18 protein-coding genes and 1 riboswitch are annotated in these 23,034 nt (G+C 63.4%); of the genes, 10 read left to right on the plus strand and 8 right to left on the minus strand.

Going from position 1 to position 23,034, the window contains the following annotated elements; genetic code table 11:
• Window positions 1-50: 50 nt before the first annotated feature.
• The gene (locus IFO71_RS04475; protein WP_192028341.1) at window positions 51-827 is read right to left on the minus strand and encodes a helix-turn-helix domain-containing protein; all 777 of its coding nucleotides are present in this window, start codon (window positions 825-827) and stop codon (window positions 51-53) included.
• 121 nt (window positions 828-948) lie between these two features.
• Between IFO71_RS04475 and IFO71_RS04480 the strand changes: the two genes are divergently transcribed.
• The 3 genes from IFO71_RS04480 to IFO71_RS22460 are packed head-to-tail and all read left to right on the plus strand — an operon-like array spanning window position 949 to window position 3,384.
• Window positions 949-1,665, plus strand: a complete 717-nt coding sequence (locus IFO71_RS04480; RefSeq protein ID WP_192028342.1) for a sterol desaturase family protein — start codon at window positions 949-951, stop codon at window positions 1,663-1,665.
• A complete protein-coding gene (locus IFO71_RS04485; RefSeq protein ID WP_192028343.1) occupies window positions 1,662-2,159 on the plus strand; it encodes a hypothetical protein in 498 nt (165 codons plus the stop codon). The genes IFO71_RS04480 and IFO71_RS04485 overlap by 4 nt, the downstream gene beginning before the upstream one ends.
• Window positions 2,149-3,384, plus strand: coding sequence for a DCC1-like thiol-disulfide oxidoreductase family protein (locus IFO71_RS22460; protein ID WP_192028344.1), 1,236 nt, complete (start codon window positions 2,149-2,151; stop codon window positions 3,382-3,384). The genes IFO71_RS04485 and IFO71_RS22460 overlap by 11 nt, the downstream gene beginning before the upstream one ends.
• A gap of 42 nt (window positions 3,385-3,426) precedes the next feature.
• On the opposite strand, the gene IFO71_RS04495 is transcribed toward IFO71_RS22460, so the two are convergent.
• Window positions 3,427-4,116: a DUF6714 family protein gene (locus IFO71_RS04495; protein ID WP_192028345.1), complete on the minus strand. Its 690-nt coding sequence runs from the start codon at window positions 4,114-4,116 to the stop codon at window positions 3,427-3,429.
• Between the two features lie 160 nt (window positions 4,117-4,276).
• Window positions 4,277-4,395, plus strand: a riboswitch (SAM riboswitch).
• Between the two features lie 83 nt (window positions 4,396-4,478).
• Here IFO71_RS04495 and metX point away from each other — a divergent pair.
• The 4 genes from metX to IFO71_RS04515 all read left to right on the plus strand — a co-directional run bounded on the left by metX (window position 4,479) and on the right by IFO71_RS04515 (window position 9,665).
• A complete protein-coding gene (gene metX, locus IFO71_RS04500; protein ID WP_192028346.1) occupies window positions 4,479-5,492 on the plus strand; it encodes a homoserine O-succinyltransferase MetX in 1,014 nt (337 codons plus the stop codon).
• A 10-nt stretch (window positions 5,493-5,502) separates the two neighbouring features.
• A complete protein-coding gene (gene metB / locus IFO71_RS04505) occupies window positions 5,503-6,699 on the plus strand; it encodes a cystathionine gamma-synthase (protein WP_192028347.1) in 1,197 nt (398 codons plus the stop codon).
• Between the two features lie 111 nt (window positions 6,700-6,810).
• On the plus strand, window positions 6,811-8,940 hold the full coding sequence (locus IFO71_RS04510; protein WP_192028348.1) for a tetratricopeptide repeat protein: 2,130 nt from the start codon (window positions 6,811-6,813) through the stop codon (window positions 8,938-8,940).
• Window positions 8,937-9,665 (plus strand): Rossmann-fold NAD(P)-binding domain-containing protein, encoded by a 729-nt coding sequence (locus IFO71_RS04515; protein ID WP_192028349.1) that lies wholly within the window; start codon window positions 8,937-8,939, stop codon window positions 9,663-9,665. The genes IFO71_RS04510 and IFO71_RS04515 overlap by 4 nt, the downstream gene beginning before the upstream one ends.
• Here IFO71_RS04515 and IFO71_RS04520 read toward each other — a convergent pair.
• Window positions 9,662-11,044: an L-serine ammonia-lyase gene (locus tag IFO71_RS04520; protein ID WP_192028444.1), complete on the minus strand. Its 1,383-nt coding sequence runs from the start codon at window positions 11,042-11,044 to the stop codon at window positions 9,662-9,664. The genes IFO71_RS04515 and IFO71_RS04520 overlap by 4 nt on opposite strands.
• A 137-nt stretch (window positions 11,045-11,181) precedes the next feature.
• Between IFO71_RS04520 and IFO71_RS04525 the strand changes: the two genes are divergently transcribed.
• Window positions 11,182-11,415, plus strand: coding sequence for a glutaredoxin family protein (locus IFO71_RS04525; protein ID WP_192028350.1), 234 nt, complete (start codon window positions 11,182-11,184; stop codon window positions 11,413-11,415).
• A 68-nt stretch (window positions 11,416-11,483) separates the two neighbouring features.
• Here the strand turns inward: IFO71_RS04525 and IFO71_RS04530 are convergent, their stop codons facing one another.
• The 3 genes from IFO71_RS04530 to IFO71_RS04540 are packed head-to-tail and all read right to left on the minus strand — an operon-like array spanning window position 11,484 to window position 13,263.
• A complete protein-coding gene (locus IFO71_RS04530; protein WP_192028351.1) occupies window positions 11,484-12,056 on the minus strand; it encodes a YceI family protein in 573 nt (190 codons plus the stop codon).
• Entirely contained in the window at window positions 12,053-12,634 is a 582-nt protein-coding gene (locus IFO71_RS04535) for a cytochrome b (protein ID WP_192028352.1), read from the minus strand. Before IFO71_RS04535 ends, IFO71_RS04530 begins: the two co-directional genes overlap by 4 nt.
• Window positions 12,631-13,263: a YceI family protein gene (locus tag IFO71_RS04540; RefSeq protein ID WP_192028353.1), complete on the minus strand. Its 633-nt coding sequence runs from the start codon at window positions 13,261-13,263 to the stop codon at window positions 12,631-12,633. Before IFO71_RS04540 ends, IFO71_RS04535 begins: the two co-directional genes overlap by 4 nt.
• A gap of 67 nt (window positions 13,264-13,330) precedes the next feature.
• Between IFO71_RS04540 and IFO71_RS04545 the strand changes: the two genes are divergently transcribed.
• Together IFO71_RS04545 and IFO71_RS04550 are read left to right on the plus strand one after the other, a co-directional pair.
• Complete coding sequence (locus tag IFO71_RS04545) at window positions 13,331-16,822, plus strand: hybrid sensor histidine kinase/response regulator (RefSeq protein WP_192028354.1); 3,492 nt, start codon at window positions 13,331-13,333, stop codon at window positions 16,820-16,822.
• Between the two features lie 99 nt (window positions 16,823-16,921).
• Window positions 16,922-19,237 carry an NADP-dependent malic enzyme gene (locus tag IFO71_RS04550; RefSeq protein ID WP_192028355.1) on the plus strand — a complete coding sequence of 772 codons (2,316 nt, stop codon included), beginning with the start codon at window positions 16,922-16,924 and terminating at the stop codon, window positions 19,235-19,237.
• 69 nt (window positions 19,238-19,306) lie between these two features.
• On the opposite strand, the gene IFO71_RS04555 is transcribed toward IFO71_RS04550, so the two are convergent.
• Window positions 19,307-21,055 (minus strand): M12 family metallo-peptidase, encoded by a 1,749-nt coding sequence (locus IFO71_RS04555; protein WP_192028356.1) that lies wholly within the window; start codon window positions 21,053-21,055, stop codon window positions 19,307-19,309.
• A 152-nt stretch (window positions 21,056-21,207) separates the two neighbouring features.
• Window positions 21,208-23,025 carry a M12 family metallo-peptidase gene (locus IFO71_RS04560; RefSeq protein WP_192028357.1) on the minus strand — a complete coding sequence of 606 codons (1,818 nt, stop codon included), beginning with the start codon at window positions 23,023-23,025 and terminating at the stop codon, window positions 21,208-21,210.
• Window positions 23,026-23,034 lie beyond the last annotated feature (9 nt).

Here is a 23,034-nt window from a genome sequence, read left to right on the forward strand (position 1 = left end):
CCACCGGTTGGCGGCGCGCAGTTCGCCGGCGGCGTGGCGCAGGGTGACGATCAGGCCTTGGCTTGGGGTGGGCCTGGGTCGTAACCCTGTCGCGGCGCCTTGCGCAGCTTGGTGAACTCGGAGAGCTCCCAGGGGCGCACGGCAGCCAGCAGGCTGACGCCGTGGCGCTGCTCGATCGGTAGCGACAGATCGGCTGCGACCAAAGCGTCAAACTGCTTGGCGAATGCCTCCATGCCCTGGTGCAGCTTCTGAATCGACGCAGCTGACAGCATGCCGCCGACGAAACGCATGCGCTCGCCCGGACCATCAAACGATGAGGCCAGAAACTCGGTCAGCACGCGCTCGCTGAAATAGCGCTGGATCGGACCATCCTTGCGCCAGGCAAAATTGCGGGCAGTGCGCAGCTTGATGCGATCAAAGGGCAGCAACTCGATCAGGCCGATGCGCTGCAGGCGCACCAGCAGCAGGGTCAACTGCGGTTTGCTGAAACGGAAGGTGGTGAGAATTTCGGCCTCTTTCCAGCGGTTCAGCAACAGGAAGGCAGTCAATAGCAGGGCGGGGTCGTTCAGCAGTTCGCGTTCCTGGGCCGGTGTCAGTTCGGTGACCAAGGGTTGCGCCGCTTGCGCCAGTTCGACAACGTCGGCGATGTCGATGTCGATCCAGTTACAGAGCAGCTCAAGCCGCTCCAATGACAGCTCTGCCTTGGAGAACAGGCGCTTGATGCTGGCTTCACTCAGGCCGAGCACGTCGGCGGCTTCGGCATAGGTGCGGCCGCGGGCCCTGAGCGCGCGCTTCAGCGCAGCATGGATGGCTGTGGTCTGATTCATGGCTAGAGTATCGTCTGATGATACGTAGCGGTCCATATGATAGTCACATGGAATTTCAGGTTGCGTGATGTACTGCTTGCGGCGCAGCGTGTAGTGACCTTGTCCCAGCGTTCCGCCGCCCATGAATCCTGTTTTTGTCGTCGCCATTGCCGCCGCCCTCATGCTGGCTGTCGAGCAACACATTCCGAACGTTCGCCAGCCCAAGGTGCAAGGGTGGATCGCGCGACTGATCGTATTGAACGCAGTGCAGGTCGCGATCGTCTATATCGGTGCGCTGACCTGGGACGGCTGGATACCGCAGTGGCACCTGTTCAACGCAGCCCAGCTGTCGACGCCCCTGGGCATCGCCCTTGGCTATCTGACGGTCACCTTTGTCTATTACTGGTGGCATCGGGCACGACATGAGGTTCCGTTGTTGTGGCGCTGGCTGCACCAGGTGCACCACAGCCCGGTACGCATTGAGTGTCTGATGAGCTTCTACAAGCACCCGCTGGAAATCTTCCTCAATGGGCTGCTGTCGAGCTGGTTGCTGCATGGGCTGCTCGGCTTGTCCGCCTCATCGGCCGCAGTCGTGGTGGTCATGACCGGTGTGGCTGAACTGTTCTACCACTGGAATGTTCGAACGCCCTATTGGTTGGGTTTCATCTTCCAGCGACCCGAGATGCATCGACGTCACCACGCGCGTGATTGGCATCGAAGCAATTACTCCGATCTGCCGATCTGGGATCTGCTGTTCGGTACTTTCGATAATCCACGCGCCACACCGCCCGCCTGTGGCTTTGCCAACGGTGCGGAGAGAGAGCTGCATCACCTCTTGCTTGGGCGGACGCCACGATGAAGCCTCGTTCCATGCTGGCTCTCGTCTTCCTGGTTGGCCTCGGCACGACTCAAATGATGGGTGATGTGCTGGGCTGGCCAGGTCTGAAGGGTTTGGCTGCGGCGACTCAAGTGGCCCCGGCGATGAAGGTGTTCACCGCACACCAGGGCTATGAAACCCACGCCGCACAGTTCGCCCTGCACTGGCGCGATACGGCTGGCGTGGACCATACCCGTGTCCTCGATCCGACGACCTATTCGCGAGTACGCGGGCCGTACAACCGTCGCAACGTCTATGGCGCGGCGCTTGCCTACGGTCCCGTCCTGCGCCACGACTCGCGGACCCGCGCCATGCAGGAGAGCGTCACTCGCTACGCCTTCTGCTCGCCCGGGACATTGCGCAACGAATTGGGCTTGCCAGCCGACGCAAGCCACCTACGCATCAGCGTCTTGCCGATTCGCACCGATGCTCGCAAGGATCTTGAGTACAGCTGGGAGGTGGGCTGTGACGACTAGATGGACCGGAGGTCACTACAGCCTCTATCGCGCGCTGCTGGGCGGTTACCTGGTCGTCCACTTCGCCATGCTGCTGCCATTTGCCGCTGAGGTGTTCGCCACGGGCGGCACGGTTGCACACGGCCGACTTAGCCCATTGTTTGGTGTGCTGCCGAATCCGCTGATGCTCGCAGATGGCCCTTGGGCAGTGACAGCCTGGGTTGCGCTCGGTGCGCTATGTGGAGCTGCGCTTGCTGTCGGCTGGAGCGATCGCGTGGCTGCGTTGCTGGTGGTGTTGATTCTCGGTTGGTTGTTCCAGCGCAACCCGCTGATAGCCAATCCTAGTCTGCCGCTGCTCGGCTGGTTACTGGTACTGCACCTGTTCGCGCCACCGCACCCGTACGGTTCACTGGCTGGGGCAATTCACGGAACTCAACCCAGCTGGCGCCTTCCCGCGCATCTCTTCCTCGCGGTCTGGGTGATCCTCGCCCTGAGCTATAGCCACAGCGGCTGGACCAAACTGGCGAGCCCGAGCTGGGTCGAGGGCCACACCATCCGGCTGGTGCTGGAAAACCCGCTCGCACGCGATCACTTCTTGCGCGAATGGGCGCTGTCCACGCCGCCGATCGTGCTGCAATTGCTGACCTGGCTGGTGCTGTGGCTGGAGTTGCTGTTCGCCCCACTGGCCTTGGTCCAGCGCCTGCGACCATGGGTCTGGCTGAGCATGCTGCTCGCCCAGTGCGGCTTTTTGCTGTTTCTCAACTTCGCCGACCTGACCTTCCCCATGCTGCTGGTGCATCTGCTCACCTTTGATCCGGCGTGGTTGTCGAAGTACGAGCAAAGGGCACCAGCAACGGTGTTGTTCGACGGCCACTGTGCCTTCTGCCATGCCACGGTTCGTATAGCAATTCACGAGGATGCCGAACAGCGCCTGTGCTTCGCCCCGCTCAGCGGCGAAACCGCTGCTTCGCTGAGCGACACAGCCATGCCTTTCGATGGTGACGACAGCATCGTGGTCGTGGACCAAGCCGGCCGGCGCGAGACAAAATCACGCGCCGTCGCCGCTGTACTGGAACGTTTGGGTGGCCTTTGGCTGCCTCTGGCCTGGCTCCTGCGCCTCTTGCCGCGCGGTTTGGCCGACTATGGATACGATCTCCTCGGACGCTGGCGCTATCTTCTCGCCGGACGCATCGAATCTGCCGCATGTCGAGTCGTGGCTGGATCGGCGCATCGATTGCTTCCCTGAGTGCCTATGATGTGCCTGCTGTAGCGGGTCGTGCTCGCTCAGTTATTGATTCGGCGGGTCAAGACATACTCCCGCCGGAGCCATCGCCGACGCCAGCGCGCCCTGGGCTTTGACCAGGCACTCCACGCCAACTCCACCTGCCTGTGCAAGCAACGGCAGGCTGGCAAGCAGGGCTGATCTCTGGGCAGGATCGAGTGGAACGTCTTGATCAGAATGCGCAAGCCTTGTCAGCAGAAGCTCGGCTATATCACCGCCGCGCAGCAGGTCCGGCGTCAGTGCCCAGCGAACAAAGGAGGGCAGGTAATACTGCAGGCCCGGGCCATTGATGAAACTCAAGGGTGACCAGCCGGATGTCCCCAGGTCGGTGCGAGCGAGATTGGCTCTTGTGCTTCGATCCAGGGTCGCGTGGTGTTCGCGGCATTCATCGCAGCAGTCGATGTCGGTGAAGTGCTCGGGACGTGGGCAGTGGGCAAACGCCTGGTCGATGGCGGTGAGAACGCGCTGTTGGTGGGCATCGAAGCGCCAGGAACGACAGCAGGAAACCAGGTGCTCGGCAGTGGTTCGGGCATCGTCCTCGTCGATGCCAAGGCACATGCGCAGCAGGCCGATGGCACACCAGATCGAGTCGTGCTCGGCCAGTGCCTTAACCAGCAGTTGCCACTCCTGTTCGGAAAGTTCACTGAGGTCGTAGGCCACAGTGTCGCAGTACTGGCAGGGGGTAGGTGTGCCCATGGCGAACAGCATTCGGTCCCGACGTTGGCTCCGCGTATTCTCGGCGACGCCGAGCTTTGAACCAAGGCACTACCGGACTCTTCGAGGTTGCCAATGAAACAATATCGCTTCATCCGCATAAAGCGATTGACACAGGCAGATTCACTGGTTAATCTGCGGCCATCCATCAAGACCGGCTGAGGGACAGGCCCGAAGACGCCGGGGCAACCCGTCATTGCGCAAGCAGTGCCGACGGTGCCAATTCCTGCGGGGGTCGTGCGACCTACCGGAAGATGGTTGGAGTCATCGCCCCTCGGGTGGTGCCGCTCAACGTCCCGGTCTCCGCGGAATGCTTGCTGGCAACCCGCTTCGAGGACCGAACGATGAGCCTGACCGACTGCAGCACCGCCACCGCCGAACTGGACTCTGACTGTCGCAGCGCGACCGCGCTGCCGATCGCACAGCGTTTCATCCTCGCCATCGATCTGCCGATGCGCCATGCCGGCCAGCGACGGGTCTTTCTGCGTGTCGAGGTGGTGGGGTCTCCGCAGTCGCCGGCGGTATGGGTGGCCGGCGGCATTTCCGCCGGACAGCACGTGCTGCGCAATGCGCTGGATGTCAGCGAGGGCTGGTGGCAATCACTGGCTGATCAGCGCGGGGCGCTTGATCCTGGCCGCTATCGGCTGTTGGCCTGTGACTGGGTTGGCGCCGAGGGTGATATCGATGCGCCGATCGATACCGCCGACCAGGCCGACGCCATCGCGCTGGCCCTGGATGCGCTGGGAATCGCCCGACTGCATGCCTTTGTCGGCGCCTCGTACGGCGGCATGGTGGGGCTGCAGTTCGCTGCTCGTCACGCCGCGCGCCTCAAGCGGTTGGTGGTGTTAAGTGCGGCCGATCGGCCGAATCCGTTTGCCAGTGCCTTTCGTGCCCTGCAGCGACAGGTGGTGGCACTCGGTCAGCTGCAATGCGCCGATGAGTTGGGATTGGCGCTGGCACGTCAGCTGGCGATGCTGAGTTATCGCACGCCGGAGGAATTCGCCGAACGCTTTGCCGGGCCGGTGGCGCTTGAACATGGCCGCGCTCGCTGCAGCGCCGAAGAGTACCTGCAGGTCTGCGGACAACGTTATGTGCAGCGCTGGAACAGTACGGCGTTTCTGCGGCTGTCTGAGTCGATCGACCTGCATCAGATCAACCCCGGCGACGTCGCAGTGCCGACCACGCTGTTTGCGGTGGAACAGGATTGGCTTGCACCGGCCGAACAGATTTGCGCCCTGCGTGACGCGCTGCCAAACGCGGCCGGCTGTGAGGTGATTGCTTCCAAGTACGGCCACGATGCCTTCCTGAAAGAGCCGGCGCGGGTTGACGCCGTGTTGACACGCGCCTTTGAGAGCTGAGGAGACCACCATGAGCGAATTCCTGCCTGCCACCCGCGCCGTGCGCGCTTCGATCGATTGCGACACCGCGTTTGGTGCGGTGGTGCCGCCCCTGGTGTTGTCGACCAACTTCAGCTTTGCCGGTTTCGGCCAAAAGCGTGCCTACGACTACACACGCTCGGGAAACCCCACACGTGATCAATTGGCCGATGCATTGGCAGGCCTGGAAGGCGGCGCCGGGGCGGTGGTGACCAGCAGTGGCATGTCAGCCATCACCCTGGTGCTGAACTTGCTGAAGCCGGGGGAACGGTTGGTGGTGCCGCACGACTGTTACGGCGGCAGTTGGCGACTGTTCGATGCGCTGGCGCGCAAGGGCCACTTTGAACTGGTGGTGGCCAATCTGAGTGATCCGCTGGAGGTGGCCAAGGCGCTGGATAAGCCGACCCGTCTGGTGTGGATAGAAACGCCGAGCAATCCGCTGCTGCGCATCACTGACTTCAAGGCGGTGATTGATGCAGCACATCAGGCAGGCGCGCTGGCCCTGGTCGACAACACGTTTCTCAGTCCGGCGCTGCAGACGCCCATCGCGTTTGGCGCAGATCTGGTGCTGCATTCCACCACCAAGTACATCAATGGCCATAGCGACGTGGTCGGTGGCGCCGTGGTGGCGCGTGAGTCCGCCCTTCATGAACAACTGGTTTGGTGGGCCAATGCGCTGGGTCTGACTGGCAGCCCGTTTGACTCCTTCCTGACTCTGCGCGGCCTGCGCACCCTGGAAGCACGTCTGCGCGTGCACCAGGAGAACGCACTGGCCATTGCCGAGTTTCTCGCCGCGCACCCCGCCGTGCGCCGTGTGTACTTCCCCGGCCTCACCTCGCATCCCGGGCACAGCCTGGCAGCGCGACAGCAAAAGGGCTTCGGCGCCATGCTGAGTTTTGAGCTGGTCGGCGGCGAAGCGCAGGTGCGTGCCTTTCTCGATGGACTACAGTGCTTCACCCTGGCCGAGTCGCTGGGCGGGGTGGAAAGTCTGGTCGCGCACCCGGCCAGCATGACCCATGCGGCGATGACGCCGGAGGTGCGCGCCAAGGCCGGTATCAGCGACGGTCTGCTGCGGCTATCCGTGGGTATCGAGGCCGGAGAGGATCTGCTGGCGGACTTAGCTGCCGGCTTGGCCCGTGCCGAGTCGGTGTCACGCAGCAGCGCCGGGTTGGCGTCGGTGGCAGCCTGACAGCCCGCTGAAAACGCTGGGTGGTTGAATCTGTTCGGAACGAAGGATTCGGCCCCGGTAACCTTCTGTCACTTCGCTGCATCTGATCAGGACTGCTAATCTCAGGTCCTGATGAATACCGCCAGCCAACCGTCAGTCTGGTCCAGCGCCTGGCGCGAACTGCGCCGGCGCAAGGTCGTGCGTGCCGGCGCTACCTATGCCTTGATTGCCTGGGTGATCCTGCAATTGGGCGAGATCACCTTCGAGCCGCTGGGACTGCCACCGCGGGCGCTGACCTGGACCATCCTGGCAGCGATTCTCGGGTTTCCCATTGTCCTGGTGTTGGCCTGGTTCTTTGACCTTGGACCACGGGGCATCACGCTCGATCGCTCGCCAGCGGCTCGGGCGGGGGCCTGGCTGGCGGTGGTCCTGGTGCTGTTGACCACGACCGGGGTCGGTGTGTGGCTGGTGCAGTTGTACTCCGAAGAGGCTCCCGACACCGAGCTTGCCTCCGCGGCCGCCAGCAACAGTATCGCCGTACTGCCGTTTGCCGATATGAGTGCCAGTCGCGACCAGAGTTTTCTCGGCGACGGCATTGCCGAAGAGCTGCTCGACCGCTTGGCGCGTGACTCCCGCCTGCAGGTGGCCGCGCGCACCTCATCATTTGCTCTGCGCGAGCATGTCGGTGACATCAAGCTGCTGGCGCAAAAGCTGGCCGTGCGTTGGATCGTCGAGGGCTCGGTGCGCAAGGCTGGCAATCGGATTCGCGTTACCGCGCAGTTGATCGATGCCAGCACCGGCTATCACGCCTGGTCGGAAACCTATGAGCGCGACGATAGCGACTTGTTCGCCCTGCAGGACGACGTTACCGAGGCCATCGCCGGCCAGTTGGGGCAGCGTCTGCAACTCGGCGAGCAGAGCGTCGCCAGTGCTGGCCACGGAGGTACTGAATCGGCCGAGGCCCATCAGGCCTTTCTTGCCGGTCGGCAGGCCTGGCGCCTGCGTACGCCGCAGAGCCTGGCCAAGGCTGAGCGGTTGTTTTCCGAAGCGGTGAAGCTGGATGCTAATTTCGCCCGCGCCTGGGCAGGCCTTGCGGATACCTTTCTGCTGCAGGCCGACTACAGCAATCGGTCGATTCGCGAGGCCATTCAGCTGGCCGAGCCGGCGGCCGTGCGGGCGGTGACCTTGGCACCCGGTCTGGGTGAGGCCTGGGCGTCGCTTGGCTTGCTGAGGATGAGCGCGGGCCAGCTGGAGCCAGCCGAGCGTAGTCTGCGCGAGGCGGTGCGGCTCGACCCCCGCTACGAGATGGCACCGATGTGGCTGGCCTCGGTGCTGGGTCGGCGTGGTCAGCTGGAACGCCAGGCTGAGGTGCTGCAGCAGGCCTTGCAGCTGAATCCCTTGGAGCCGGTGATCAATATCAATCTGGCCCAGGCGCTGCAGCGACTCGGCCGCTTCGATCAGGCTGAGCAGCAGTTGCAGCGTCTGCTGGCAGTGACCCCGGATGAGCCATCAATCCTGCGCACCCTGGCCCAGCTGCAGCGGCAGCGCGGGGAGTTGGCCCAGGCCCTTGCAGGCGCGCGCCGTGCCTATCAGCTGGACCACCATTCCCCCACCAGTGGCGAGGAGTTGGTGCATTGCCTGTTGCAGCTGGGTGCGTTTGATCGTGTGGATGAAGTGCTCCGCGAACTGGAGCCCAGCGGCGACGTCGTGTTGTTGTTACGCCAGCTGCGGGCCCTGTATTCTGAACAACCCACTTGGGTGCCGGCGTTGAAGGCGTGGATGCAGGGCATGTCGCCGGACGAGCTCAAGCTGCATCCGGGGCCGGTGTCGATTTCCTTGTGGGCTGCACACTTTGATGATCCGGACGCAGGCCTGGCAATGGCTGCTGCCATCCTGGATCAGGAGGATCGCTCGGCTGACGAGCTTGGTGTGCGCTCGCTGCGCGACGGCATTCTGCAGGCGCGTGGTGGCTTGACTGAACAACAAAGGCAGTTCTGGCGCGAGCAGGCGCAGTTGCCGCATGCGGCCGATGCCAGTGTCGACGGACGCTACTTACGGGCGGTGATGTTCGCGCTCGGCGGGCAATCCGAGCAGGCACTGGCCGAGCTGAGCGCAGTCATCGAACTCGGACTGGCCGATGCGCAGATGTTCCGTTTCGACCCCCGTCTCACGTCGTTGCGCGGAGATGCACGACTGGCCGCGATGCAGCAAGGTCTGGACCGGCGTCGTGTCGAGCAGCGCCGCCTGGCGGGGCTTGAGTGAGCGCGGCGGGCGGCGGTGCTGAACGCAGTGCTGAACACAGCGGCCTGATGCTGCTCGGTGGCAGCGGATTGGTGGGTACGCATTTCCTGCAAGCGCTGTTGGCCAATTCGCGCGGCGTCAGCGACCTATGGTTGCCGCTACGTCGCGCCATTGCTGCTCCATCACCGCCCTGCCATCGCTTGCCGATTGACCCCGATCAAGCGGCAAGCGCCCTTCGCGATGCGTCGCAGCCTGTCGAACTGCGCTGGTTTGTCAGCTGCTTTGGCACAACCCGTCGCCAGGCCGGTTCGGCCGAAGCCTTTGTCGCCATCGATCGCGATCTGGTGCTGGCCTGGGCAAAGCGGGCGCGTGCCCTGGGCGCAACGCATGCGTTGTTGGTGTCTTCGATCGGTGCGGACGTCGGCGCCGCTAATCTTTACCTGCGCACCAAGGGCGAGCTGGAGCAGGCCTTGAGTGAGCTTGGCTTCAACCGTATTGATCTGTTAAGGCCAGGGCTGCTGATTGGTCGTCGCAACGGGCCGGCACGACCGGCCGAAGCCTTGGGCCAGTGGCTGGCGCCCCTGTTTGATCATGCTCTGCTCGGCGGCCTGCGCCGTTACCGCTCGATTTCCGCCGCGCAGGTCGCGGCAGCATTACTCGCCTTGCTCAACCAGGGCGAGCCGGGCGTGTTCGTTCATCTGCATGATCAGCTCGTTGAGCTGGCCCGCGCGTTCGAGCGCTGTTAGCACTCGATTACATTGACAGCCAGGCCGCCGCGTGAGGTCTCCTTGTATTTTTCCTGCATGTCGCGACCGGTGTCGCGCATGGTCTTGATCACCTTGTCGAGCGAAACCTTGTGCTTGCCGTCACCGCGCATGGCCATGCGTGAAGCATTGATCGCCTTGACCGCGCCCATGGCATTGCGCTCAATGCAGGGAATCTGCACCAGGCCACCGATCGGGTCGCAGGTCAGGCCGAGGTTGTGCTCCATGCCGATTTCGGCCGCGTTCTCGATCTGACTCGGACTGCCGCCGAGCGCTGCGGTGAGGCCGGCGGCGGCCATCGAGCAGGCCACACCAACTTCACCCTGACAGCCGACTTCGGCGCCGGAAATCGAGGCGTTCTCCTTGTATAGAATGCCGATCGCGCCAGCCGTGAGTAGAAAGTCAAACACACCGTTAAGGGTGGCATTGGGGCAGAACCGGTCGTAGTAATGCAGCACCGACGGAATAATGCCGGCTGCGCCATTGGTCGGCGCCGTGACCACCCGGCCACCGGCGGCGTTCTCTTCGTTCACCGCCAGCGCATACAGATTGACCCAATCGAGCACGGTCAGTGGGTCCTTCATCGCGGCTTCCGGGCGCTTTGAAAGTTCGGCCGCCAATGCCGGCGCGCGCCGCGCCACGTGCAGGCCGCCCGGCAGGCTGCCTTCACTGCGAATGCCGCGCGTCACGCAGGCCTGCATTACCTCCCAGATCTGCGCCAGGCCTTCATTGATCTGCTCGTCATTGCGCCAGCTGTGCTCATTCGCCCGCATCAGCTGGGCGATGCTGATATTGGCGTCGCGGCAGTGCTGCAGCAGGCTGTCGCCGGAGTGGAATGGATACTTAACATCAGTGGTGTCGGCGACGATGCGGTCTTCGGCAGCTTCGTCGTGATTGACCACGAAGCCACCGCCGACCGAGTAGTAGTCGCGGCTGGCCAACTGCTCGCCTTCTTCATCGAAGGCGAAGAAGCGCATGCCGTTGGAGTGGAACGGCAGCTTCTGCCGCTTGTTGAACACCAAGTCGCGCTTTTCGTCGAAACGGATCTCGTGCTCGCCGCCCAGACGAATGCGCTTGTCTGTGCGGATCCGGGTCAGGGTCTGCTCGATACCATCGGGATCGATGGTGTCCGGCTGTTCGCCTTCCAGGCCCAGTAGCACAGCTTTGTCGGTGCCGTGTCCGCGCCCGGTCAGGGCCAGTGAGCCAAACAGCTCACAGCGCACCCGGGCGCAGCGCTGCACCTGATGCTGATCGATCAGCCAGCGCTGGACGAATCTCGCCGCAGCGCGCATCGGACCCACGGTATGCGAAGAGGAGGGGCCGATACCAATCTTGAACAGGTCGAACACGCTGACCGCCATGAGCTGGGTTCCAAAGTCTGGGGAATAACCCAGCATTCTCACCCATCGCCCTGCGCAATCAATCCCTACGCCGGCGTGCGGTGCGCCTCGGATTCATCGACAATGGCCTCGATGCAACCGTTACCAGCCGATCTTGAATGCATTTGACCTTGTATCAGCGCGACGAATGTCATCTGTGCGACTTGGCCTGGGAGGTGCTGGCCGCGGCCGGTGTGGCGGATTTCGACAGCGTGTTCATTGACGGGGACAGCGCACTCGAACAGCGCTACGGCCTGCGGGTGCCGGTGCTGGCCTTGATCAGGGATGGCCTGACATCAGAGATTGACTGGCCGTTCAATGCGCAGCAGGTGCGGCACGCACTCGGCATCTGAGTGCATGGTTTGGAACTTGGCGGCTTGATGCGGTTGGCAGACGAGTGCCGGTTCGGCCTGCGGGCCGATCACGGTCGCCGCAGTTGGACGCGGGTGCGCACCTGCACTTCGCGGCCGATCATCTCTTCGTCGGCCCAGTCGCCACCACCAATGCCAAAGTCGAGACGATCGAGGGTTGTCTGGCCTTCGAGCACGGCGCTTTGTCCGTCGGCGCTGACCAGGAAGGTGAATTTGAACGCCACCGGTTTGGCAGTCGACTTCAGCGTCAGCGTGCCGCCCGCGGTGTAGCCTTCGGCGCTTGCATGGATCTGCTCGGCTTCGAAGCGGGCCTGATTTTCCTGCTCAACGGCGAAGAAATCCTGGCTGACCAATAGCTCATCGCGCTCGGCGTTGGCGGTGTCCACCGAGCCGAGATCGATCTTCACCTCAAGTTTCGCCTTTTCTGGCGACGCCGGATCGAACTCGAAGCGAGTATGAAAGCTGTTGAACTGGCCCTCAAAGCGTTCGCCTTGCGCCATCGCCTCAAACCTCAACTCAGAACCGTTGTCGGTCTGGATCCAGTCGGCGGCCAATACCGGCCCTGCCATCGACAAGGCCAATGCAGCAAGCAGTCGGCCACGGTTGATCAAGCGAATACTCACGGCCTTGGTCTCTCCTTCGAAGTGCGCCACGGCAACATGCGGTTCAGTGTGTCGTCGCGCTCCATCCAATGGTGCTTCAGCGCGGCTGCAACGTGCACCAGCAGCAGGCTGGCCAGAAGGTAAAAACCCCACTGATGCACCTCAAGCGCCAAGGCCTTCAGTTGCGGATCGGGGGCGCTGAGCGCAGGCAGGCTGAACCAGCCAAAATAGCGCAGAGCGAAATTGCTGGCTGAATTGTACAACCAGCCGGAAAGCGGCATCACGAACAGCAGCAGGTAGAGCAACCCATGGGTTAGGGTGGCCAGGGATGTTTGCCATACGGGCATGCCGGATGGGTAGGCCGGCCGGCGGTCGAACAGGCGCCAGATCAGACGCAGCACCATCAGGGCGAGTACGGTGATGCCGACCGATTTGTGCAGTGCATAGATCTTGATCTTGGTGGGCGAGGTCGGCAGCTCGGTCATGATCAGGCCGACGATGCCTAGACCAATCACCAGTACGGCAATCAGCCAGTGCAGGGTCTGACTGATCGCACTCCAGCCCTGATCCGTGCTGCGCAGTTGCTTGCTGGTGCTCATCCGGCCGTCTCCGTGCTTTCAGGGCGTCGCTTGCGCTGCGCTTCAACTTCGATCTGCAGGTCGATCTGATCGCCCACCATCGATTTCCAGGCGTCCATCCCGAAAGCCGCTCGGCTGAAGCTGGCCGTCGCTGAAAAGCCGGCGGTGCGCTTCAGGGTCAGCGGATGGCGTGCCAGCCGATTGAACCGTACGTTCAGGGTCAGCGGTTGCGATGTGCCACGGAAGCTCAGTACGCCATGTGCCTTGAATCGGTGTTCGTCGATCGGTTCGATGTGCTCGGAGACGAAGCGGGCGGTGGGCGAGCTTTCGAGCTGCAGCCAGGTCCGACTGGCCAGTTTCTCATTCCACTTTGCATCGCCAAAATCGAAACGCCGAAGATCGATGTCGACCTCGGCGCGTGCGGTGCTGAAGTCCCTGGGGTCGAAGAATAGCCAGCCGTTGGGGTTCGATACCGTTCCCTGAGCATGTGAAAAGCCCAGGTGCTCGGCCCGCACCACGATTCGGCTGTGGACCGGATCGATTTGATAATCGTGGCCGCGGGCCAGCGCGATCGGGCTGTAGAGCCCGACCGCCAGTGCTGCCACCAGGCTGGCCCGATTGAGAATCTGCGCCGTCAAGATCTGCGCCATCAAGACTTGCCTCCGTCGGCAAAAAGCTCAACGCTTCGCAGCTGATTATGGCGGAGAGCGATCACCGATGCCGACCCTGGCCCTGCAACGCTGCGTTCTGCTGTGCCTGCTTGTCCTGATTGGGGTGCTGGCCGGCGCGACCGGTGCACGGGCGGAAAGCCCGGTGCTGCGCCGTCTGGGCGCGGCCGAAGGGCTGCCTTCGGGACGGGTGCTGGATCTGGCCGAGGATAGCCAGGGTCGACTGTGGATCGCCACCCTGGATGGCGTGGCCAGCTTCGATGGCTACGAGCTGCAGGTGCATCGCTACCAGCACGATCTGCCGGACAGCCTGCCCGGCAACGTCACCCAAGTGTTGATGATCGACCGCCAGGACCGCCTCTGGGTCGGACTGGAAGGGCTGGGACTGGTGCGTCATCTGGGCGGCGGCCGCTTCGTCCGGCCGCCGGAAAGCAACCCGCAGGCGCGCACTATGGATGCCTGGGCACTGGCCGAGGATCCTGAACAGCGGGTTTGGGTGGGTGGCTATCAGAGCGGTCTGCTGGTGCTGGATGAAGCGATGCAGACGGTGGCGAGCTTTCGCGCCGGCGAGCGCGGATTGCTGTCCGACATCACCCTGTGGTTGACCTTTGATCGCTCCGGCCGGCTGTGGGTGGCCAGTGAGCGAGGCGTGCAGCGCTTTGATGGCCAACGCTTCGAAACCGCCAGTTTCGACGGGGCCAGCGAGCCGGTGATGGTGTTCCGAATCGCCGAGACCGAACGCGGGATGCTGGCGGCAACGCGCAATGGCGTGTATCTGGCGCGGCAGGGCCTCAGCTTCGAGCGGCTGTCCCAATTGCCGCCGGGTGGCGTTTCGGCAGTGCTGCTCGAAGGCGATGATGCCCTGTGGGTGGGCACCCCGCAGGGCTTGATTCGCGACGCGCCGGATGAGCGATTGCACTGGGGGCCGCAAAGCGGCAGTGAGATCGGCAAGCAGCGAATTGTCGATCTGCATCGCGATCGTGAGGGCGGGTTGTGGATCGCCACCGACGGCGTCGGGGTGTTTCGCTTGCCGCCGCATTGGCGGCGGATTCGATCATGGCTCGATGGTGGTCGCGATCTTGCGGCCAGTCGCGTGCATGCCGTCGCGCTGACCGCCGGCGGGGCGCTATACAGCGCCGGTGCCGACGGCGTGCTGGAACGCATCGACCTCGAAGATGGCGAAGTCAGCCGGATCACGGCGCCCGATCGCGAGGTTCGCAGTCTGAGTGTGGTTGGGCTGGAACTCGCCGGCGAGCATCTGTGGCTGGCGCATTCCGCCGGGCTGGAACGCCACGCCTTGAGCGCCACAGCGCAACCCTTGGTGTTGTCGAGGCCGGCTCCGCGCAGCAACCCGATCATCGACCTGCTGGCCGATCCCGGCGGCGACCTGTGGCTGCTGACCGGCCAGGAATTGCAGCGACTGGATGCCGACGCCGAAGTACGCCAACGCTGGCACTGGTCGAACAGCAGCGTTTTTGCCAATCCGCGGCAGCTGCGTCGCGCTGCCGATGGGCGACTATGGCTGGTCGGCAGCGGCATTGCCATCCTGGATCCGAATCAAGCGCAAATCTCCGCGGTGCCTGAGCTGGGTAGCGAGCCGGTGGATGCGATTGCCCTGGATGGCGGCGAGCGACTCTGGCTGGCTCGCAAGACCGGCCTGCAGCGCTATCAACGCGAGCAAACGGGTTGGCAGCTGGTTGGCAACTACCCGCTGCCCGGTAGCGTCGAGGCCGGCGACCTGTGGCTCGATCCCGAACAGCATGTTTGGGTGAGCAGTGCGCGCGGCCTGCTACATTTCGATCCGTTGCGTGAGCGTTATCAGCACTACACATTGATCGACGGTTTGCCCGATCAGGTGTTTCGGCCTGGTTCGATCGCCAGCGATGATCGCGGGCAGTTTGCCGTGGTCAGTCAATCGGGGGTGTTGCTGGTCGACCCGCAGGAATTCGAGCGGCCAGAGGGGCTGCCGCCGGTGCGGGTGCAGCCGCTGCGCTGGCAGCGTCAGGGCCGCCAGCTAAGCGCTGACGCCGCCGACCTCGAGCTGCAGCACGACGATCGCGAACTGAGGTTCAGTGCGCGCGCGGCCAGCTTCGCCAATCCGGAAAGCTGGCGCTTTCGCCATCGCATCCTGCCGTTCGATCCGCACTGGTTGGCAATCGGGCACCAGGGTGAACGCAGCATCAGCAGCCTGCCGCCAGGCCTGCATCGGTGGGAGCTGGAAATCGCCGGGCCCTGGTCCGATTGGCAGCCAGCCGCCGCAGGCCAGATCCTTGTCGCGCCGCCATGGTGGGCGCGCGGCTGGGCGCGGGCTGCCCAGCTGGGCTTGATCGTGCTGCTGCTCGCCGCCCTGGTATGGGCGGTGAAACGTCGTGCTCAGCAGAAAGCCGCCGAAGCCTTGCGCGAATCGCAGCGCCGCTGGGCCTTGCAGGCCAACGAGCAGAAAACGCGCTTTGTGCAGACCCTGGCGCACGAGTTGCGCACGCCGATGACCGGGGTGATGGGCATGGCCGAATTGCTGGCCGAAAGCGAACTGGATGAGCGGCAGCGCGAACAGATTGAAAACCTGCGCCGCGCCGGCGATCTGCTGCTGCGTCAGCTCAATGAAACCCTGGACTTGGCCCGAATCGAGGCAGGCAGTTTGGAGCTACGCGATGCGCCGTTCTGCCCGCATCAAGTGATCGTGCAGTCAGTCGGAGTGATGCGTCCCTTGGCCCTGCGCAAGAAGCTCAGCCTGCCGATCGACATCGGCCCGGACGTGCCGGCCTTCGTCGCCGGCGATGCCGACCGGGTACAGCAGATCCTGCTCAACCTGCTCGGCAATGCGATCAAGTTCACCGAGACCGGCTCGGTCACGGTGCGCCTCAGTCGCGAAGCCGAGCAGCTGTGCTGGCGGGTGATCGACACCGGTGCTGGGCTCAGCCTCGAGCAGCAGGCGCGCCTGTTCACACGCTTCAGCCAGGTGGCGGAAGATGACAGCGCCCAGCGCCCGGGCAGCAGCGGGCTTGGATTGAGCATCAGCCGCGAACTGGCGCAGATGATGGGCGGTGAGCTGAGCCTCAACAGCGAGCCCGGCGTTGGCACCGAGGTGTGTTTGCGCCTGCCGCTGCGTCTCGCTCAGGCGCCGGCGCCGGCCACGCGGGAGGACGCCTCGCGTGGTTGTGCGGCTGGTTTGCGCGTACTGCTGGTCGAAGATGATCCCGAGGCCGCGGCCGCCATCATCGGCTTGCTGGAGCTGGAAGGCTGTCAGGTTGATCATGCCAGTTCGCCACTGCAGGCCTTGAGTCAGGCCGTGGTCAACGAGTATCAGCTGGCCCTGCTGGATCTTGATCTGCCTGGCATGGACGGCCGGCAGCTGGCGCGCCTGCTGTCGGCGCAAGGCCTGCGCTTTCCCTTGTGGGCTGTGACTGCGCGACTGCAGGAAGGGCTGGAGCAGGCCCTGGTCAGCGATGGCATCGAAGGCCTGCTGGCCAAGCCGGTACAACGCAGCCGTCTGAACGGACTGCTCAGTGGGCTGGCGAGTCGCGCCAACCAGAACGGCTGATCTTGGCATAAACGCCGGTCATCATCGATCTCAGCCCGGGGCGGACTTTGCCCGCCCGCCGCGCTACCATCGTGGCCGGTTCTCAGCCAGCTGCCCACCATGACCGATAAAGCGCCAAAAGACCTCAAACAAGCCGCTCTCGAGTATCACCGCCAGTATCCGCCGGGCAAGATCAAGGTGGTGCCGACCAAGGCAATGGTGACGCAGCGCGATCTGTCCCTGGCGTATTCGCCGGGCGTGGCGGCGGCCTGCGATGCAATCGTCGAGGATCCCAACGAGGCCTCCACGGTCACGGCACGCGGAAATCTGGTGGCCGTGGTTTCCAACGGCACCGCGGTACTCGGCTTGGGCAATATCGGTCCGCTGGCCTCCAAGCCGGTGATGGAAGGCAAGGGCGTACTGTTCCAGAAGTTTGCCGGTATTGATGTGTTTGACATCGAGATCGATGAAAACGACCCGGACAAACTGGTCGACATCATTGCCAGTCTGGAGCCGACTTTCGGCGGTATCAATCTCGAAGACATCAAGGCGCCGGAGTGCTTCCAGGTCGAACGCAAGCTGCGCGAGAGGATGAAGATTCCGGTCTTTCACGACGATCAGCATGGCACCGCCATCATCGTTGGCTCGGCGATTCTCAATGCCTTGGAAATTGCCGGCAAGCAGATCGATCAGGTCAAGCTGGCCTGTTCCGGCGCCGGCGCCGCCGGTATTGCCTGTCTTAACATGCTGGTTGCACTTGGCATGCGCAAGGAACACATCCTGGTGGTGGATCGCAAGGGTGTGGTGTTCGAGGGTCGAGTCGAAGACATGGATCCGGACAAGGCACGCTATGCCCGTGCCACCGAAGCGCGCACCTTGGCCGAGGCGGTGCGTGGCGCAGATATCTTCCTGGGTCTGTCGGCGGCCGGTGTGCTGAAACCAGAGATGGTAGCCACCATGTCCGAGCGGCCGATCATCATGGCACTGGCCAACCCCGAACCGGAGATTCGCCCCGAGCTGGCCAAGGAAGTACGGCCGGACTGCATCATTGGCACTGGGCGATCGGACTATCCGAACCAGGTCAATAACGCGCTGTGCTTTCCCTATATCTTCCGCGGTGCATTGGACGTCGGTGCAACCACCATCAATGAAGAGATGAAGTTGGCCTGCGTGCATGCGATTGCCGAATTGGCGCGCAAGGAGGCGTCTGATCTTGGCAGCGCCTACGGCGGCGACGTGCCGAGTTTTGGTCCCGACTATCTGATTCCACGGCCGTTTGATCCGCGATTGCTGGTGTCCCTGGCACCGGCGGTGGCGAAGGCGGCGATGGATTCGGGTGTGGCGACGCGGCCGATCGAGGATATGCATGCCTACGAGGACAAGCTGAGCCAGTTCGTGTTCCGCTCGGGCCTGCTGATGAAGCCGGTGTTCGAGCGCGCCCGCAGCAACAAGCAGCGTGTGGTGTACGCCGAGGGCGAAGAAGAGACCGTGCTGCGCGCGGTTCAGACCGTGGTCGACGAGGGTCTGGCCTTTCCGATCCTGATCGGACGTCCGGCGGTGATCGAATCGCGGATCAAGCGCCTCGGCCTGCGCCTCAAACAAGGCGAACACTTCGAGCTGACCAATATCGATGATGACCCGCGCTTCAACGAGTACTGGCAGTTGTATCACGAGCTGATGTCGCGCAAAGGCGTGACGCCGGCGGCCGCCAAGGCGGTCGTGCGAACCCGCTCCACGGTGATCGCTGCCCTGATGGTGCGCCGCGGTGAAGCCGATGCCATGCTCTGCGGCGTGGTCGGTCGATATCACAAGAAGCTGGCCTATCTGGTCCATGTGCTGGGTCGGCAGCCCGGCGTTCGCTCCACTTCGGCCTTGTCTGCAGTGCTCAATGATCGTGGGGTGTTCTTCTTTGTCGATACCCATGTGCAGAGCGACCCCGATGCCGAGCAGATCGCCGAAGCCACCTTGCAGGCGGCCTTGCGCTTGCGCCTGTTCGGCATCACGCCGCGCGTTGCCCTGGTGTCGTTCTCCAATTTCGGCAGCCATGACACGCCCAGTGCGATCAAGATGCGCGCCGCCCTGCAGCTGATTCGCGAACGCGATCCGAGCCTGGAGGTGGAGGGCGAGATGCAGGCCGATGCCGCACTTAACGAAGAAGTCAGACTGCGGCTGTTCCCGGATTCGATTCTGAAGGGCACCGCGAACCTGTTCGTGATGCCCAATCTGGACTCGGCCAATATCGCCTACAACATGTCGCGCGCCCTCACCGAAGGTGTCGGGCTGGGGCCGATACTGATGGGCTTGTCCAAGCCGGGCCATGTGCTGACGCCAGCTGCCACGGTGCGCCGGGTGGTCAACATGACGGCGCTGGCGGCGGTGGAAGCGCAGATTCGCACCGAGCGCGAACCACTGATACGCGCCCAGCGCGGCGATTGAGTGTGTTCGCCCTGAGCCTCGACAGGGCTCAGGGTGCGGTACGGCTTCGGCGTATCGCCAGTGCTGGCGTTAGTCGCAGTTGTCCTCGCCGGTTTCGAACCCGCTGCGGAAGAAGGTGTCGCTGGGGCAGGCGGTCGGCGTGCTGCCCGCCGGCGCGGTGAAGCTGTAATTGAAGTTCGCCTGCGTGCCGCCCTGTGGCGTCGCTGTGCAGCTGACGCTGCCGCTTTGCATGGAATTGGTGAGGGTAAAGCGAGCCACCACCGGAGCGACGGTGCCGTTGACCGGTATGCTCTGCGGTGTTCCAGAGGTGATGATCAGATTGCCACCGCTGGCATTGCAGCTCAGGCTGGTGGTGCCACCGCCCGAACCGCCGCTGCGGTTGAAGGTGATATTGGTGGTGACATTCGCGCCCACCAACCCGCCGGCCATCGTGGTATTGCTGCCATTGCCCGGCGAGTTGGCGCTGAGCGTCGGACCGACATTGCTGCTGAGCGCGGTGAAGCAGCCGATGCTGACGTTCGACGCTATCCGCGGAGAGAGCAGGGTCTGGTGCGCGGGGTGGAACTCGTTGAGAGTCGAGCCACAGCTGCCGCCCGAGCCGTTGCTCCCCGAGAAGTTGCAATAGCTCATGATCGAGCCACGGCCGGACACCGAATTGTCGGTGGGGCAGGCCCTGGTCCCCGAGTAGCAGCCACCCTCGCCACTGAAACATCGGTCGATCGTGTTGTTCGGCGTGGTGCCCGCGCCAGTGACGTTGTTGGAACAGTGGGTGTGGTGGGCACCCAGGTTGTGACCGATTTCGTGGCCCACCAGATTCACATTGACCGACGCCGCAAATCCGGTGCCGCGAATGATCTGGGTGGCGCTGTAGTGGCCCGCTACCTGCCCGCCGCTGCCGCTGAGGTTTTTCGCGGTGCAATAGTTGGAAGCCGCTCCGCTGCTAAGCACCCAGGCGATACCGGAGCCGCCGTTCGTGCTCGGGTGCTTGCCTGACAGGAAGGCCACGAAGGCCCGACTCTCGTTGGTCAGAGGTTGCGCCGACCACAGCGCACCCACCTCGCCAAGCTGGTTGCCGGTGGCGGTTGCGGAGTAGGGGTCGGCACCGCTTACCGTCTGCGCCCGCAGCAGCGTGGTGCCTTGCACCAAGTTGAAACCGAGATCGCGCGCATACGCCACATTGATGCCGGTGACTAGGTCGGCCAGATAGCTCGTGGCTGCGCTGAGATTGTCTGAAAAGCGTAGCTGCAAGAGCTCGTTGTCGGTATCAATTGCCAGCACTGCCTGATGGGTCGCGCCCTTGGCCAGGCCAGTATTGAGCTGGGCAAGCCGTGAATCGGCCAAGGGGTCGAGCAACGCGTCGGTCACGGCATGCTCGTGGGCACGATTGCCACAGGCGAATTCGTGCTCGCTGGGCGCAGTCTTGGCGAAGCTACTCATCTCGAAGCGCCCTTCGATCACAGTGCCGGCGAAGTCGAAACTCTCGCCAACATCGAACAGGCTGCCGCGCACATCGGCGCCGTCGGCCGACACTGAAAGAAACAGACGACTGGCGGTCTTGTCCCGGTCGGCAACGAAGTACAGCCGGTCGCTGCGCGGCAACTCGCGAAATCCGCCATCGGGCAGCGGGGCGAGGATGCGCGCATCGGGAGCATAGACCTCAATGCGCTTGAGGTGCAGGTCCTGGCTGAAAGCCTTGTCTGCTGCATAGCGAAATGCGGGGACACTGATCGTCTCGCCCACGGCGACCTGCTCCAGGGCGATCGCCTGCGCAGCGCCGCTGGCGGCGAACGATGCCAGCGCTAGGATCAGATGTCGCATGCTGCCTCCAATCAAATTCCCGTCGCTGAGTATCGATACGCGAGCTCAGCGACCCTGGATGCCAGCATAGCGGCAGCAGTCACGAGCCAGTGCGGAACGGCCGCACAAATCGGGACGCACGGAGGGTTGAATTCACCGAACGGTCGCGAGCTTCAATCGCAAGGGATTTCGTCGCTCTCGAAGCCGGTACGAAACAGGGTGTCGGCCGGACAGGGCGCCTGGATCACCCCAGCCGGCACGCTGAAATGAAACTGAAAACTGCTGACGCTGCCATTGCTGGGCGTCGCCGTGCACACCACGCTGCCCGCTTGCTCGCTGTCGCTGAGCACAAACTGCAGCGCTACGGGATCGACGGGTCCGCCCACGCTGATCGTTTGCGTCGATCCGGAGACGAGGCTGAGGCTGGCGCCCGCAGCACTGCAGACCAGGCTAGTGCTGCCTGCGCCAGTGCCGCCTGACCGACTGAACTGGATCTGTCCCTCGCTGACTGCGCCGACGCTGCCTCCAGCCAGCGCCGTGCTGCTATCGGCCGTCGGCATCAATGGCGAAAGCGTCGGACCGACTGCGGCATCGTCGGCAATGATGCAGCCGCTGCCGACATTATCGGCAATCCGCTGCAGCAGGAAGCTTTGCTGCGCCGGGTGAAACTCCTGCAACACCTGGCCGCTGTTCGGCAGGCATTGGGCACCGTTCGGCGGTGGAAAATTGCAGTAGCTCATCAGTGAGCCCTGGCCGAACTCGGAGTTGTCGATCGGGCAACTGACCGGGCCTGCATAACACTCAGGTTCGGCGTTGTAGCAGCGATCGATGGTGCCGACACTGACATTGATCTTCGGGCTGTTACCAGAAGCGTGAGTGCAGTGGCTATGCCGTACGCCCAGCAGATGGCCCAGTTCATGGCCGACCAAGGTTACGTCCTGGGCCGCAATGGAACCGCTGAACTGAGTGCAGGGCGCCAGCCCGTTGAACACGCGCACCAAGCCGTAGTGGCCGAAGGTCGCGTTCTCGTCGGTGATGCGAAAGCCTTTGGCGGCACAGTAGTTGCGATCATCGAAGCCGTCGGGAAGCCCGGGTTGTGCTGGCAGCACCCCATTCAGATCGTTCAGAACATAGGCGATTCCATTCGATTGGCAGCCATTGAGCGCCTTGCCGGAGAGTTGCAGGGTCAGCGTGCGTTCGATCGCCGCATGGTTGAGCCGCCAGTGCTCGGCGAGCTCATTCAGCTGATCGCGCGTGCTATCCGATCCAGTGCTGGGGTAAGGATCGGCGATGGTGCTCGGTCGCAGGATCACGCTGCCCTGCACCACGCGCAGGCCGAGATCGCGCTCGTAGAACAGATTCAGGCCGGCGAACAGATTGGCCAGATAGTTGATGGCGGTGCCGCTGTTGTTGCCAAATCTTCGTTGCAGCAATTCATTGTCGGTGTCGATGGCAATGGCCAGTCTTTGCAGGCCGGCGCCCTTGTCGGTGACCGGCCGCAACGCCTGTGGACTCAGGCCTTGATCAGGGCGCAGCAGCGGTTGCCGCAGCGTGCCTTGAGCGCACTGGCTGGCGGTGTCATCCATCGACAGGCGTTGGCTATCAAGCAGACGCAGCGACTGGCCGTGCTCGAGTCGTGCGCGAAATTGGTAGATGCCCCCGGGTTCGAACACCGTGCCGCTTATCAGCTGATCGTCTGCTGCCAGCGTCAGCAGTAGACGACTGGCGCTGCCGTTATCGCTGATGAAAAAGCGCAGATTGCTGCGTTCAACTTCGCGCAGGCCACTCTGGTTGGCGACCAAGACCCGCGCATGCGGCGCGTAGACGTCGATGCGCTTCAGCACCATCGGCGAAACGAAGCGCTTTTGCTCGCCATAGGCGAATGGCGCCAGTTCCACCTGCTCGCCGATCTCGGCCTGCAGCAGATCGGCGGCCGGGCAGGCTTGGCCGCCAGCCAGCGTCAGCGCGGCGAGTAGGTATCGAAGACGCATCGTCTCGCC

This window comes from Pseudomarimonas arenosa (assembly GCF_014841215.1).
Lineage (GTDB): Bacteria > Pseudomonadota > Gammaproteobacteria > Xanthomonadales > Xanthomonadaceae > Pseudomarimonas > Pseudomarimonas arenosa.

Bases quoted from the DNA above. Each gene is read 5' to 3' on its own strand.
- IFO71_RS04495 (WP_192028345.1), bottom strand. From the start codon at position 4,116: ATGGGCACACCTACCCCCTGCCAGTACTGCGACACTGTGGCCTACGAC.
- IFO71_RS04535 (WP_192028352.1), bottom strand. From the start codon at position 12,634: ATGAGCACCAGCAAGCAACTGCGCAGCACGGATCAGGGCTGGAGTGCG.
- IFO71_RS04510 (WP_192028348.1), top strand. From the start codon at position 6,811: ATGAATACCGCCAGCCAACCGTCAGTCTGGTCCAGCGCCTGGCGCGAA.
- IFO71_RS04520 (WP_192028444.1), bottom strand. From the start codon at position 11,044: ATGGCGGTCAGCGTGTTCGACCTGTTCAAGATTGGTATCGGCCCCTCC.
- IFO71_RS04540 (WP_192028353.1), bottom strand. From the start codon at position 13,263: ATGGCGCAGATCTTGACGGCGCAGATTCTCAATCGGGCCAGCCTGGTG.
- IFO71_RS04545 (WP_192028354.1), top strand. From the start codon at position 13,331: ATGCCGACCCTGGCCCTGCAACGCTGCGTTCTGCTGTGCCTGCTTGTC.
- IFO71_RS04555 (WP_192028356.1), bottom strand. From the start codon at position 21,055: ATGCGACATCTGATCCTAGCGCTGGCATCGTTCGCCGCCAGCGGCGCT.
- metX (WP_192028346.1), top strand. From the start codon at position 4,479: ATGAGCCTGACCGACTGCAGCACCGCCACCGCCGAACTGGACTCTGAC.
- IFO71_RS04480 (WP_192028342.1), top strand. From the start codon at position 949: ATGAATCCTGTTTTTGTCGTCGCCATTGCCGCCGCCCTCATGCTGGCT.
- IFO71_RS04550 (WP_192028355.1), top strand. From the start codon at position 16,922: ATGACCGATAAAGCGCCAAAAGACCTCAAACAAGCCGCTCTCGAGTAT.
- IFO71_RS04525 (WP_192028350.1), top strand. From the start codon at position 11,182: ATGCATTTGACCTTGTATCAGCGCGACGAATGTCATCTGTGCGACTTG.
- IFO71_RS04560 (WP_192028357.1), bottom strand. From the start codon at position 23,025: ATGCGTCTTCGATACCTACTCGCCGCGCTGACGCTGGCTGGCGGCCAA.
- IFO71_RS04485 (WP_192028343.1), top strand. From the start codon at position 1,662: ATGAAGCCTCGTTCCATGCTGGCTCTCGTCTTCCTGGTTGGCCTCGGC.
- IFO71_RS04475 (WP_192028341.1), bottom strand. From the start codon at position 827: ATGAATCAGACCACAGCCATCCATGCTGCGCTGAAGCGCGCGCTCAGG.
- metB (WP_192028347.1), top strand. From the start codon at position 5,503: ATGAGCGAATTCCTGCCTGCCACCCGCGCCGTGCGCGCTTCGATCGAT.